This is a genomic window from Brachyspira sp. SAP_772, assembly GCF_009755885.1.
GTDB lineage: Bacteria > Spirochaetota > Brachyspiria > Brachyspirales > Brachyspiraceae > Brachyspira.
Map to the genome: position 1 here is coordinate 415,522 of NZ_VYIX01000001.1, position 14,328 is coordinate 429,849.

Consider the following 14,328-nt stretch of genomic DNA (forward strand, 5'->3'; position numbering starts at 1 on the left):
TAAGAATTTAATGAGTTATAAAATATTTTTGTTTATTTTAATTCCTTTTGTTTTAATAGCTTGCTTCATACCAGAGAGAAGAATATATTTTTCTTGGGATAAACCTAAAGATATTGAAAGTGAATGCAATTATAATTTTATTTTAAGTACAAATATGAGCACTATTCAAACTGAAAGAGGATATTTGCTTAACATAGATAAAGAAATATATTATAAAGTAGGTGGAAAAAAGGCATACAATATAGAAGATTACACATATGTGATGAATGAAATGATTAGCTTTATGAGCAACAATAGAAATGCTATCTTAATAGTAGAAGGACATGCAGATGAGATAAGCAAAGAAAAATTGGATTTAAATATGAGACTTTCTCTTCAAAGGGCAAGTGTTATAAGAGATGTTATACTTTCTTTTGGTGTTTATCATGAAAGAGTAAAGATTTATCCATATAGTTATTTTGCTCCTAAATATACTACTAATACTTTTCAAAATAGAAGAGTTGATTTTGTGGCATTAAAATGTGAAAATCAATTAAGTAATTATAATTATTATTACAGCAATTATTATATTAATTATTATATTAATAATACCAATTTTTTAAAATAAAAAAGGCTTAGCATATATTCATATACTAAGCCATTAATATTGTTTTTATTTAATATTATTTTTCAAAAACCAAACCGTCACCCTCTTTTACAACTTTTATAGTATCTCCCTCTAAATATTTTCCAGCAAGCATTTCTTTAGCTAATGGATTTTCTATATAATTCTGTATCGCTCTTTTTAATGGTCTTGCTCCAAACTGAGGATCATAACCAATATCAGCAATATAGTCTATAGCCTCATCACTCACATCTAAAGTTATTCTTCTGTCTTTAAGTCTGTTAGCAACTCTTGCTATTTGATTTCTTACTATCTCAGCAATATATTTTTTGTCAAGTCTAGTAAATGTTATTATCTCATCTATTCTGTTTAAGAACTCTGGTCTAAATGACATTTTTAGTAACTCTTGAATTTTTTCTTTGATATCATTAGTATCATTAGCTTCAAGAATTAAATCAGAGCCTAAATTACTTGTCATTATGATAATAGCATTTTTGAAATCTACTATTCTTCCTTGTCCGTCAGTAAGTCTTCCATCATCTAATACCTGAAGTAAAACATTAAACACGTCAGGGTGAGCTTTTTCTATCTCGTCAAACAGTATAACAGAATAAGGTCTTCTTCTTACTGCCTCTGTTAATTGTCCGCCTTCATCATAACCTACATATCCCGGAGGAGCTCCTATAAGTCTGCTGACAGAAAACTTCTCCATATACTCACTCATATCTATTCTTGTTAAAGCTTTTTCATCGCTAAACAAGAAATCAGCAAGTGTTTTAGCAAGCTCAGTTTTACCAACTCCAGTAGGTCCTATAAATAAGAAACTTCCAAGCGGTTTGTTTTCATCAGAAAGTCCTGCTCTGTTTCTTCTTATAGCATCAGCAACTGAAGTTATAGCTTCATCTTGTCCTACAACTCTTTTGTGTAAAACTTCTTCAAGCTGTAAGTATTTTTGTTTTTCACTTGTAAGCATTTTACTTACAGGTATTCCAGTCCATACAGATATTACTCTAGCTATATCATCTTCAGAAATCTCTTCTCTTAAAAGTCTTTTCTTATCAGAGTTTTTAGCTTCTTCCATAGCTTTTGCTGCTTCTTCTAATTTTTTCTGTAATTCTGGTATTTTACCATATTTTATTTCGGCAGCTTTTGCTAAATTACCTTCTCTTGTATATTGAGTCTCTTTTATATTTAAAGCCTCAAGTTCTTCTTTTAATTTTCTAGTTTCTTCAATTCTTCCTTTTTCGTTATCCCATTGAAGTTTCATAGTGTTGCGTTCTTCAGAAAGTTCAGATAATTCTTTTTCAAGTTTTTCTAATCTCTCTTTAGATGCTGCATCATTTTCGTTTGAAAGAGCTTGTTTTTCTATATTAAGCTGTAATATTTTTCTTTCAATTTTGTCAAGTTCTGTAGGCTGACTGTCTATTTCTATTTTTAATTGGCTTGCAGCTTCATCTACCAAGTCAATAGCTTTATCTGGTAAAAACCTATTAGTTATGTATCTATTAGATAAAACAGCAGCAGCAACTAATGCATCGTCTTTTATTCTTACACCATGATGAACTTCGTATTTATCTTTTAAACCTCTTAATATTGAAATAGTATCTTCAACACTAGGCTCTTTACAATAAACCTGTTGGAATCTTCTCTCAAGTGCTTTATCTTTTTCAATATATTTTCTATATTCATCTAAAGTAGTTGCACCTATTGCTCTTAATTCGCCTCTTGCTAATGCAGGTTTTAAAAGGTTAGAAGCGTCCATTGCTCCCTCTGTAGCACCAGCTCCTACAAGTGTATGAAGCTCATCTATAAACAATATTATGTTGCCTTCAGATTTCTCTATCTCTGTAATAACAGCTTTTAATCTTTCTTCAAACTCTCCTCTAAACTTAGCACCAGCTACCAATGCACCTAAATCTAAAGCTAATAGCCTTTTATCTTTAAGCCCCTCAGGTACATCTTGAGAAACTATTCTTCTTGCAAGTCCTTCAACAATAGCAGTTTTACCAACTCCCGGCTCACCTATAAGCACAGGATTATTTTTTGTTCTTCTTGACAACACCTGCATAACACGCCTTATCTCTTCATCACGTCCTATAACAGGGTCGATTTTTTCTGCTTCTGCTAATGCTGTTAAATCACGGCAATATTTATCAAGTGCTTGCATTTTTGCTTCTGGGTCTTGGCTATTAACACTTTGTCCGTTTCTTAATGCTTTTAATGCAGTTAAAACTTCTTTTTTGCTTATGCCGCTTTTCCTAAGCATGTCGCCTGCTTTATTGTCTGCTTCAACAAGTGCTAAGAATATATGCTCTGTTGATACATATTGATCTTTTAAAGCATTAGCTTCTTTTTCTGCTTTTGCTAAAACTTTACCAGCATTAGTAGACAAATGTAACTGCACATTTTCACCTGTAACCTTTACATTTTCATCAACTAATCTTTGAGTTTTATCTATCAATGTATTTATAGGAACGCCTATTCTTTCAACTAATGGCTGAATAAGTCCGTCCTCTTGTTTTAATAATGCAAGAAGTAAATGCTCGCTTTTTATTTCATTATGGTCTTCACCATTAGCTATATTAGCAGCTTCATTTACTGCCTCTTGAGCTTTTATTGTATATTTATTGTAATCCATATTCTAATTAATTGACGGCTCTTAAACCGCCTAACTCCTTTATATTATTTTTATTAAATAATTTTGTTTCAGCATTTAATTGCTGTACGTTTATATATATGCAAGAAACGTGCCAGAGATATGACTATTATAAGCCATTTTACTATATTAAAATATCATATTTTGATATTTTTTTGAACTCAATTTTTAAATTATGTGTAATTATATACATCTTATGATAGCTATATGTATTAATATTATACTAATAATAGGTGTGTTGTATTATAATTATACAAACTATTATGTAAAAATATATTCTTATTGACTTTCATATTATATTTTATATAATAAAACAATTGACTAACTCAATAATTAAAAATTAAAAGGTATATTAAAATGAACAATTTCTCTTCTCTAAACGATTCTTTTGTATTAAGCAATGGTTATAAAATTCCTTGTATAGCTTTTGGTACTTGGAAGCTTCCAGATGGTGACGATGCTATAAACTCTGTAAAAGAGGCTATAAAGTTAGGTTATAAACATATTGATACAGCTGCCATTTATGAAAATGAGAAAAGTGTAGGCAAGGCTATAAAAGAAAGCGGTATAAATAGAAAAGAATTATTTGTTACAAGCAAGGTTTGGAATAAAGAGAGAGGATATAATACCACATTAAAAGCATTTGAAAAAACTCTTAATGATTTAGAGCTTGATTATCTTGACCTTTATTTAATACATTGGCCTGCATCAGAACATCAATTTAAAGATTGGGATAATATTAATTTAGAGACTTGGAGAGCTATGACTGAGCTTTATGAAAAAGGTAAAATAAAATCAATAGGTGTTTCTAATTTTATGCCTCATCATTTGAAATCTTTAATGCAAACAGAAATTAAACCTATGGTTAATCAAATAGAGTTTCATGTTGGTTTTATGCAAGAAGAGACTTTTAAATATTGCAAAGATAATAATATACTTATTGAAGCTTGGAGTCCTCTAGGTAGAGGCAAAATGCTTGATAATGATTTATTAAAAGAAATTGCTGCTAAATATAAAAAGTCTGTTGCACAGCTTTGCATAAGATGGTGTTTACAAAATAATACACTTCCCCTTCCAAAATCAATGACCCCTTCAAGAATAAAAGAAAATACTGAAGTTTTTGATTTTAATATTAGCGATGAAGATATGAATACTATAAACAATATAGAATATTTTGCAGGTTCAGAACTTCACCCAGACAAGATAGATTTTTAATTTTATATTAAATAATTAAAAAAATAACAATTCAAACATATTTATAAGCTATGATTGAATTGTTAATTTTTTTTATTTTTTTATTTATAATGCTTTAATAAAATCTATAGTGAAATTATTGCACCAAATAGCAGTTTCTGGATTAAAGTTTTCATTATGCAAATCTGTATTTGATAATATTCTTATTCCTATAAAAGGTATATTAAAAGCTCTTGCTACTTGTGCAGCAGCTACAGTTTCCATCTCTTCAGCAGAAGTGTTATATTTATTATGAAGCATATTTATTCTTTCTAATTCTCTATTCCATTGGTCCGCAGTTCCTATAGTTCCTTCAACCACTTTGCCATTTGTGTAATTTATAGTTTTTGCTATATTAACTAAATCTATATCACTATAAAATGCCATATTTGTTATGAAATTATTATTCTCATCTCTAAGCCTTTGAACATCATCTAAAAATATCCAATTATTTTGATCGCTATTTTCTGATTTTTCTGTTCTAAAAGCTCCTATATTAATTATATTAGTACCCAAAACAATATCACCAGAATGTAAATTAATATCATGACCTCCAGATGTGCCTTGATTAATAATAATAGTAGGTTTATATTTTTCTATACCTATAGCAGTAGCCGCAGAAGCATTAACAAGCCCAATTTCTGTTCTAGATACTATTACCTTGTTTAATCCATTCTTTCCTTCCAAAGTGCCAACAAAAAAAGTCCAAGAACCATATCTTTCTTCTTTCACATCTTTTAAACTTGCTATCATAGTATCAACTTCTATATCCATCGCTCCTTGAACTAATACTATATTTTTATAATTTTCATTGCTGTTTGAATTATTATTACAGGATAATAATAATATCAAACTAAAAAACATAATTAATATTTTTTTCATTTTTGTATCCTTTATGTATCCTTAATTTTTAATAGAGAAGCATTATAAATATATTTATTATAAAGTCAATGATTGTATTAATTTTTCCAAGGACGTTTATTATCAAGCCAGCCTTTTTCTTTCCAATAATTATAATCATTTTCTGTGATTTTCTTTTTTTGATGTAATTTTCTCATCAAATGAAAAAGCATTTTTGTTTTTATAGAAGGCTTTATATTGCCATAATCTTTTTTTATTTTGTTAGCTAAAGAATATATTTGTTTTCTTATTTTTTCTTTTATATCTTCGCTTACATCATTCCACGTTACTTCTCTCACAGCAAAACCAATTTTATATGTTTTAGCAACACCCCAAAAAAATGTGCTGTCAGCTATATCTTTAGTTGTTTCCTTCATTCCGCCTCCTGCAGCAGTAGAAATGCATACAACTTGTTTTCTAAACATACTCTCTTCTGGTCTATGTATCATCCATCTATAACCGTAATGGTCTAATAGTGTTTTCATTGCAGCTGTTACATGATATACATACACTGGGCTTGCAAATATTATTATATCAGCATTATCCATAGCTGAAGTGATAGGCTTTAATGATTCATAATGAGGGCATAGTGTCTCTGACTTCCTAAAACAATTATTACACCCTACACAAAAAGAATTAAAATCTCTAGGAAGAAAAAACTCTGTAACTTCGCCATCTAATTTATCATAAAGCATTTTAGCAGCGTTGTAAGTAGAACCCTTATGACTTTGACCATGTATAACTGTTATTTTCATTTTTTATATATCTCTTATAATGAATTATCAATCTAAATTATACGACATAGTTATGAGGCTGTAAAGTATTTATTATGTTGCAAAATATGATTATTAGTTTGATTTTTTTAGTAAAAAGGCTTACCAATGCTAATTCATTGATAAGCCTTGAATGTTTAAAATTTATTAAATTAAAAAATTATTTTGTTGGGTTAGCAAATAGATGTTTGATATCTGTTTTTTCCCAAGTAAACTCTGGAAGCTCTCTTCCAAAATGTCCATAAGCAGTAGTTTTTTCATATATTGGTCTTCTTAAATCTAATGTTTTGATTATGCCTGCTGGAGTTAAATCAATTTGTTTAGAAATAATAGCAGCTAATACTTCATCATGAACTTTACAAGTACCAAAAGTATTAACATATACAGATAAAGGCTCAGGAACACCAATAGCATAAGCAAACTGAACCAAAGCTCTGTCAGCAATACCAGAAGCAACAATGTTTTTAGCAACATAACGAGCCATATAGCAAGCACTTCTATCTACTTTTGTAGGATCTTTTCCAGAGAAAGCACCGCCTCCATGAGCACCATGTCCGCCGTAACTATCTACAATTATTTTTCTTCCTGTTAATCCGCAGTCTCCCATAGGTCCGCCAACTACAAATGAACCTGTTGGGTTAATATAGTATTTTGTGTTTTCATCAAGCATATTAGCTGGACATATTTCATTTATTACATGTTTTTTTATGTCTTCTTCTATTTGTTTATGCTCAACACCTGCAGCATGCTGAGTAGAAATAACAACAGCATCTATTCTAGCAGCTTTACCGTCTTTGTATTCTATTGTAACCTGACTTTTTCCGTCTGGTCTTAAATAGTCAACAATTTTGTCTTTTCTAACCTTTGTTAAACGTTCTGCTAATCTATGAGCTAAATGTATGCTTAAAGGCATTAAAGTTTCTGTTTCATTTATAGCATAACCAAACATTATACCTTGGTCGCCTGCACCTTCAGAAACATTTGAACTTTCAGAATTAAATAATCCTTTACCAGCACTAACACCCATATCTATATCTGGAGATTGTTCTGCAATAGCCTCCATAACCGCACAAGTATCAGCATCAAAACCCATATCGCTGCTTGTGTATCCTATTCGCCTTACGGTATCTCTAGCGATTTTTTGATAATCTAATCTAGCTTTTGTAGTGATTTCTCCGGCAATGATGAGCATTCCTGTTTTTGCTAAAGTTTCACATGCCACTCTAGAATTAGGATCTTGTTTTAAACATTCGTCTAAGACTGCATCGCTTACAGCATCGCAAATCTTATCAGGATGGCCTTCTGTTACCGACTCAGAAGAGAAATGATAATTTTTTATTTCAGCCATAGTTTTACCTCTTTTAAAATAATCGTTTAATTTTATATTATGTTTATATAATAGTCAATAACTTTTTTAGATAATTCTAACTATAAGCATTTACAAAAACGCTTAATAGTATATAATTTTTTATACATTTTTATTGAGTTATTATTTATGAAAAAGAAAGTTATATTTTTTATCTTTATTTCATTTATTGCTTCTTTAATGCTTTATTTTAATCTTGATAAGCCAGAAACTTATGCAAATTATATAAGCATTATGAACACTAATTATATGACTGTGAGAGATGAAGCAGCACCTGAATATTTTATTGATAATTATAAGCAAAAAAAAGAGAATCTTTTAAAAATGTTTGATGAGAAAGATATATCTGCTGTATTAAAATATAAGGCTCTTGTTATTTCTTATTTAGGTGAGGAAGAGGTTATATTAAACGGTATAGAAGAAAATAATGTTTTTAATGTTAATATTTCTGATAAAAATAATGGGGTTGTAATAAGTGAAGAAACTTCAAAGAATTTAAATGTAGAAATTGGAGATAGTGTTATATTAAAGCTAATTACAAAAGATGGTCATTATAATGCTGAAGAATATGAGGTTTTAAGTATATCAGATGCTTTAAAATATAATTATGTTTTAGTTGATATAGATAATTTAAATAATTTTGTAAAGCTTAATGATTGTGCTAGTGAGATATATGTAAAAAATAATAGTGTAGATGATAATATAGTTAAGCAAGTGTTTGGTGAAGATTTTGCATATTACTCTTTTAATAATAAAGAAAATACTAATTATAATAATTTATATTTTATTTTAGCTTATTTCTTTATTTTGTTTTTTAGTTTTATATTTGTAAATAATAATAGTTTGATTTACAGTGTAATATTTTCTATCATTGGGTTTATGCTTTCTTTAGTTGCTTATTTTATAATAATAAAGTATGCATTAAATACTAATTTTTATTTTGATAATATATATTTAATAGTATTATTAGTAAATGTTGTTTCTGTGTTGTCTGCAAAATTAAAAGTCTTTTCAATAAAAAAGATGTTTTTAGAAAGCATAAAATTTTCTAAATTAATTCTTTTTGGTTTTATTATAGTATATATTTTTGCTTTTGTAGTTTCTTATGATTATTTATTAGAAACAGCCCAAAAAATACCGTCTCCAAATAATAATGTTTATAATATTGCTAAAAAAAATACTTCTGATAATACTTTTTTATTGGATGGTGCTATTGGAGATATAAATATTATTAACAATGATGTTACAAGAGTTATATCATTTCCTGTTGGTGTTGTAATTAGAACAGGAAGTATTCAATCTAGAGTATATGCTTATGATAATTTAAATATTAATTATAATCTTATATCTGGAGAGATGTTTGAAGGAGAAAATAGAGAAATTGTTATAGGCAAGCATTTGGCGAGGTATTTAAATCTTAAAGTGGGAGACAGTGTTTCTCTTATAGCGAAAAACTCACGCGGCATTTTGGATACTATGTATTTTAAGGTTGTTGGAATATATGATATAGATAATTATAATATATATGCTAACTTAAAAACAATGTATGATTTTTTGCATCTTAGAGGCGGCGACAAATCTCCATACAATGAAAGAATAATAATACAATCAAAAGATAATATATATCCATATTTAAATGAAAAATTAAAAGATAATAATTTAGATGAACTTTATATAGAAGGATATGAGAATAATAATACAAAAATATTTAGTTTTATATTTATGGCTTTATTTTTCATATCAGTTTCTTTGTTTAATTCTTTTCTATTATCAGTTTTTTGTAAAGCAAACAATATTAATAAAAAAGACTCAATTAAAAAATATGCTATATCATTTATCATTGCTGTTATTTTATCGTTAATATTAATCTTAGTGCTTTATGATATAGTATTTAATTTTATAATATTTTTATTAGTAATTTTTATTTTGTCTTTTGCTTTAACTATAATTTCATCAAATTTATTAGGCAGTGATATATGATAAGAAATATATTTAATAAAAAGAAAAAAGTTATAATTATTTTGTTGTTTATAATATTGCTTCTTTGTTTGTATATGTTTTATTTTTCAAGGTCTTTGAGGGTAAGATATATTGAATTAGAGTTTGATGATTTACCATATAGTTTTGATAATACAAAAGTGGCATTTGCGGCAGATATGCATGCGGGGCTTTATATACCAACTTCTCATGTAAAAAAAATGTCTGATATCATAAGAAAAAATAATCCTGATTTAATATTATTTGCAGGCGATTATATTTACAGTGCTCCGAGGTGGTTTCATTATTATGATTCTAATAATGTTCAAAAGTTTGATGAAGGAATAAAAGATTTAAATACTAAATTTGGCAAATACTCTGTTATGGGCAATCATGATAATTGGGAGAGCACTCTTGATGTGTCTAATTGTTTGATAAGAAACGGATTTAAAACTATAGATAATAACATAGTGTTTATTACAAACGAAGCAGGAGATTATATTTCTATAGGAGGGGTTGGAGATTTTTTGACAGATAAAGTAGATTTTGATAGTGCAACCAAAGGAGTAGAAACAAATAATTTCCATATACTTTTATCTCATGAACCTCTTTTTCCATTAAAGATTGCTAGAGAAGGCGGATACAATAAGCTAATAGATTTTTTTCTTGCAGGGCATACTCATGGGCTGCAAATAAGTTTTGTGCCTATCAAACTAATAGAGTTTATAAATAAAAATAGGGAATATCCTTTAATTAGCATATATGGAAATATGAAAGCATATAATACAAAAGTGTATGTTACATCTGGTGTGGGGGTGGTACTACTTCCATTTAGACTATTTGCTTATCCTGAAATAGTTATTATTACATTGAAAAAAAAGCGATAATTTTTTTATTCTTTGTTGCTATAGCAATAGACTTTTATAAGGAAATACTGGATAATTATAAAAAAAATTAAAAGGATATTGCGATGCCAAATTTTATTAACAATATAGATTATAAAAAAGTATTATCATTAAAAGATACTGTAGAGATTAACTCTGCATTAACTTTAGTAGACAGAGATAATTTAGCAATAAAAATACTTTCTGTAGACAAAGACAAATCTATACCAACTCATAGCAGTACAGGAGATGTATTGGTTATCACTATAGACGGTAAGTTTGAGATGACTATAGAAAATGATGCTTATGTGTTGTCTGAAGGAGAATCTATTTTAATACCTGCTAATGCCAATCATTCATTAAAGGCAATAGAAGCTTTTAAGGTAGTTGTTATACAAGTAAAGCCATAATGGTGTTTTTTATTAATAAATAATTTTTTTAAGCATGAGGTTGTTTGTAAGCCTTATGCTTTTTTATTATATAGTAATTAAATTGTTTACAATTTGCTTTTAATAAAGTAATAATTTATAATTATGTTAATATAGTTTTAAATTCTTAAAAGGTTTAATGTATGAACAAAATAAACAGAATATATATAGGCTATCCTCCATTTGAAAGCGATAGGGGAGTGGCATTACTTTCACAAAACAGACAATTTCAATGGTTCAAAAGCCCTACATATATTTATCCTGTTGTGCCTGCAACTGCGGCAACTATGATAAAAAATGCAGGCTATAAAGTAGATTTTATTGACGCTATTGCAAGGAATATGACTACTAAAGAATGGTATGAGTATTTAGATTCAAACACACCTGATTTATTATTTTTTGAAGTGAAGACTCCTATTATATATAAAGCTTGGAAAATAGTTGATGATTTGAAAGCGAAATACAAAAATATGATAGTAGTTATTGCAGGCGACCATGTTACTGCTATGCCTGATGAAACTATGAATAACTGTAAGGTTGATTATTTACTTACAGGGGGTGATTATGACTTTTTGCTTTTGAACTTAATAGAATATTTAAATGGAAAAACTCAATTAGAAAAAGGCATATACTACAGAGAAAATAACAATATAAAAAATACAGGATTTTTTGAATTAAGACATGATTTAAAAAGTCTTCCGTTTATAGATAGAGATTTAACAGAGTGGAAAAGATATGCTTATGACAACGGTAATTTTAAACGCATACCGGGCACTTATATAATGGCGGGGCGTGACTGCTGGCATCATAGATGTACTTTCTGTTCTTGGACTGGTATATATACAAACTTCCGTGCTAGGACTGCAGAGAATGTGGTTGATGAAGTAGAGTTTTTATACAATAAATATAATATAAAAGAGATAATGGACGACACGGGTTGCTTTCCTGTAAAGAAATGGCTTAATGATTTTTGTAATATTATGATAGACAAAAAGCTTAATAAAAAAGTTAATATTGATTGCAACATGCGTTTTGGGGCTTGTAATGAAGAAGAATACAGGCTCATGAAAAAGGCAGGTTTTAGATTCTTGTTATTTGGTTTAGAGTCAGCAAGTCAAAACACTTTAGACAAACTTATAAAAGGCAATAAAGTTGAAGAGATACTTCCTTCTTGTAAAGCTGCTTCTGATGCAGGTCTTTCTCCTCATATCACAGTAATGCTAGGATACCCTTGGGAAACTGAAGAAGATATTGAAAAAACTTATGAGCTTACTAAAAAACTTCTTCTAAAAGGTTATGCTAAAACAATGCAGGCAACAATTATAATTCCATATCCGGGTACAGAATTATTTAATCAATGTAAAAGAGAAAATTGGCTTACCACAGAAAATTGGGAAGATTATGATATGCGTAAGGCTATAATGAAAACTGATGTCGGCGAAGAGAAAATAAAATGCTGGATACAGAAGCTTTATAATTTAAGTTTTACTCCGCAGTTTTTAATGCATAAAGTATTATCTATTAGAGATTTAGATGATATAAAATATTATTTAAGAGCATTTAAAAAGGTATCAAAAGGCCATTTAAAAGACTTTGCATAAAATTGAAAATTGTTAGTATTAATTTTATTTTATACTAACAATTTTTACTTTATTGCTATAATAAGTTAAAAGTTATATAAATACTTAAATATAGTTGAATTAATTTTTAATATATCTATAAACTGCTAATGCATCATCACCCCATATTTTAATAGCATTCTCTGGTATTAGTTTATTTTTTCCATCTTTTACATCATTCCATTTAGAATTATGAAAATACATATTTCTATCATATATGAAATATACTAATTTAGAATTTGTATCTATATTCCATTTATCTTTAAACCCATATCTATTAGCAGCCAAAGCATATAAAAGTTCCTTATCATTTTTATCCCTTACAGTATCTATATAAAAACTTTCGCCTTTAGAATCATTAACTATAGCTGAGACTAATTCTTTCTGATTTTTATATGTAAATGGTGCTATAAATATATTAACAGTTCTTATTATATGAAAAGAAGATGATATACTAAATAATATGGAAAATATAATTAGAGCGTTTTTTAAATTTATATTTTTATTTTCTATATATTTTATTAATGTAATTATAGGTATAAAGGATAAAGCAAAAGCACTGTATATATAATGGAATGTACCAGGATATGATTTTAAAATAAAAAAAGTTAATAAAGTTACCGGTATATAAAGCAAATATAATATTATACCTTCTTTCATAATAGTATCAGATGTTATATTTTCTTTATATTTATTAAGTACAAGTTTTCTAATACTAAAGAATATAGCATAAACAGATAATAATGTAGATATGATAAGAATTAAAGCTTCGAATATAATGAGCCTATTGTTATGAAGCCAAAAGTATGATATAGCAGAACTTCTTCCATAAAAAATTGAAATTTCTGTTGTTGGAAATAAAATCATAGCATAAATTTGTGGAAGACCTATAAATATGCTAGATCCTCTCATTGAAAGCATTAAAGATGTGTTCAAAAAACCATTTTTTATTTCTGCAATTAGATAAGGTAAATATATTAAAAATGATATAAATACACTTATTAAAATGGGAATAATATATTTTTTTGTAAGCTTTTTAAATCTTATTATATGATAAACTATTAATGAAGGAACCATTGAAAAAAATAATGTAAAATGACATTGAGCCATTAAAGCAATTATTGGAAACATTAATAATGCTGAAATATATGAGTATTTTCCATCTATTACGTACTCATAAAATAATATCATAAATATAAATGATAAATAAATAACTACATTTGGATTATAAATGTCTATACTAGCAAAAAACAAATAAGCATTACATAATAAGAGTGCAGATAAAATTGCTGCTGTATATTTTCCAAACCTTTTATATGTCCAACATATAAATAAAAAAAGTACAATCATACATAATATCATGAATAATAAACGAAGCAAAGTATCATTTTCATTTGATATTTTATATAAAAAACTATATAAAATATAATAAAACCCACCCGGCATTCTTGGAGTATGTTCTAATGCTGCATTAGTCATTTTGGTTCCAAGAGTAGGAAATATTTTATTATCATAAAAATTACGCATATCATCATATTGTTTAAATTCATCTAAATAAGCTTTAGGAAATGGAAAAGCATAAATATGTATTATTATTGTTAAAATAATAGGAATTATAAATGCAATATATATATTAATATTTTTTTTCATCGTTTTAATTATCCTTAAAATTGTTTAATTAATTTTTTATATATCATATTTTAATTTTATATAACTAACTAATAATTTAGAACTAAAGATATAATAATTTTTTAATTAAATATTATTATTTTATATAATAGTTTTGTATAAATAAATTTAAAATCAAAAAATATAAATATTCGTTAATGATAATAAATTACATAAGCACTAATAATATCAATTAGTATGTAATATTTATAATTTTTTG

The 14,328-nt window shown here is 27.5% G+C and carries 11 protein-coding genes; 6 read left to right on the top strand and 5 right to left on the bottom strand.

What is annotated here, in order from left to right; genetic code table 11:
• Positions 1-10 precede the first annotated feature (10 nt).
• Positions 11-607, top strand: coding sequence for an OmpA family protein (locus tag GQX97_RS01820; protein ID WP_157150258.1), 597 nt, complete (start codon positions 11-13; stop codon positions 605-607).
• Positions 608-662: 55 nt separating this feature from the next.
• On the opposite strand, the gene clpB is transcribed toward GQX97_RS01820, so the two are convergent.
• Complete coding sequence (gene clpB / locus GQX97_RS01825; protein WP_157150259.1) at positions 663-3,242, bottom strand: ATP-dependent chaperone ClpB; 2,580 nt, start codon at positions 3,240-3,242, stop codon at positions 663-665.
• A gap of 375 nt (positions 3,243-3,617) precedes the next feature.
• On the opposite strand from clpB, the gene GQX97_RS01830 reads away from it, so the two are divergent.
• Positions 3,618-4,475: an aldo/keto reductase gene (locus GQX97_RS01830; protein WP_157150260.1), complete on the top strand. Its 858-nt coding sequence runs from the start codon at positions 3,618-3,620 to the stop codon at positions 4,473-4,475.
• An 84-nt stretch (positions 4,476-4,559) separates the two neighbouring features.
• Here GQX97_RS01830 and GQX97_RS01835 read toward each other — a convergent pair whose 3' ends face one another.
• The 3 genes from GQX97_RS01835 to metK form a co-directional block, all read right to left on the bottom strand.
• Entirely contained in the window at positions 4,560-5,375 is an 816-nt protein-coding gene (locus GQX97_RS01835; RefSeq protein ID WP_157150261.1) for a 5'-methylthioadenosine/S-adenosylhomocysteine nucleosidase, read from the bottom strand.
• 77 nt (positions 5,376-5,452) lie between these two features.
• Positions 5,453-6,148, bottom strand: a complete 696-nt coding sequence (locus GQX97_RS01840) for a flavodoxin family protein (RefSeq protein ID WP_157150262.1) — start codon at positions 6,146-6,148, stop codon at positions 5,453-5,455.
• 178 nt (positions 6,149-6,326) lie between these two features.
• A complete protein-coding gene (gene metK / locus GQX97_RS01845; protein WP_407921880.1) occupies positions 6,327-7,505 on the bottom strand; it encodes a methionine adenosyltransferase in 1,179 nt (392 codons plus the stop codon).
• Between the two features lie 156 nt (positions 7,506-7,661).
• On the opposite strand from metK, the gene GQX97_RS01850 reads away from it, so the two are divergent.
• From GQX97_RS01850 to GQX97_RS01865, 4 genes are all read left to right on the top strand, one after another.
• A complete protein-coding gene (locus GQX97_RS01850) occupies positions 7,662-9,512 on the top strand; it encodes a lipoprotein ABC transporter permease (RefSeq protein ID WP_157150264.1) in 1,851 nt (616 codons plus the stop codon).
• Positions 9,509-10,396: a metallophosphoesterase gene (locus GQX97_RS01855; protein ID WP_157150265.1), complete on the top strand. Its 888-nt coding sequence runs from the start codon at positions 9,509-9,511 to the stop codon at positions 10,394-10,396. The genes GQX97_RS01850 and GQX97_RS01855 overlap by 4 nt, the downstream gene beginning before the upstream one ends.
• Before the next feature lie 83 nt (positions 10,397-10,479).
• Positions 10,480-10,803, top strand: coding sequence for a cupin domain-containing protein (locus GQX97_RS01860; protein ID WP_101503324.1), 324 nt, complete (start codon positions 10,480-10,482; stop codon positions 10,801-10,803).
• 161 nt (positions 10,804-10,964) lie between these two features.
• The gene (locus tag GQX97_RS01865) at positions 10,965-12,422 is read left to right on the top strand and encodes a B12-binding domain-containing radical SAM protein (protein ID WP_157150266.1); all 1,458 of its coding nucleotides are present in this window, start codon (positions 10,965-10,967) and stop codon (positions 12,420-12,422) included.
• 99 nt (positions 12,423-12,521) lie between these two features.
• Here GQX97_RS01865 and GQX97_RS01870 read toward each other — a convergent pair whose 3' ends face one another.
• Complete coding sequence (locus GQX97_RS01870; RefSeq protein WP_157150267.1) at positions 12,522-14,090, bottom strand: glycosyltransferase family 39 protein; 1,569 nt, start codon at positions 14,088-14,090, stop codon at positions 12,522-12,524.
• Positions 14,091-14,328 lie beyond the last annotated feature (238 nt).

Coding starts and splice junctions, on each gene's coding strand:
- GQX97_RS01850 (WP_157150264.1), top strand. CDS start 7,662: ATGAAAAAGAAAGTTATATTTTTTATCTTTATTTCATTTATTGCTTCT.
- GQX97_RS01870 (WP_157150267.1), bottom strand. CDS start 14,090: ATGAAAAAAAATATTAATATATATATTGCATTTATAATTCCTATTATT.
- GQX97_RS01855 (WP_157150265.1), top strand. CDS start 9,509: ATGATAAGAAATATATTTAATAAAAAGAAAAAAGTTATAATTATTTTG.
- GQX97_RS01835 (WP_157150261.1), bottom strand. CDS start 5,375: ATGAAAAAAATATTAATTATGTTTTTTAGTTTGATATTATTATTATCC.
- GQX97_RS01820 (WP_157150258.1), top strand. CDS start 11: ATGAGTTATAAAATATTTTTGTTTATTTTAATTCCTTTTGTTTTAATA.
- GQX97_RS01840 (WP_157150262.1), bottom strand. CDS start 6,148: ATGAAAATAACAGTTATACATGGTCAAAGTCATAAGGGTTCTACTTAC.
- clpB (WP_157150259.1), bottom strand. CDS start 3,242: ATGGATTACAATAAATATACAATAAAAGCTCAAGAGGCAGTAAATGAA.
- GQX97_RS01860 (WP_101503324.1), top strand. CDS start 10,480: ATGCCAAATTTTATTAACAATATAGATTATAAAAAAGTATTATCATTA.
- GQX97_RS01865 (WP_157150266.1), top strand. CDS start 10,965: ATGAACAAAATAAACAGAATATATATAGGCTATCCTCCATTTGAAAGC.
- GQX97_RS01830 (WP_157150260.1), top strand. CDS start 3,618: ATGAACAATTTCTCTTCTCTAAACGATTCTTTTGTATTAAGCAATGGT.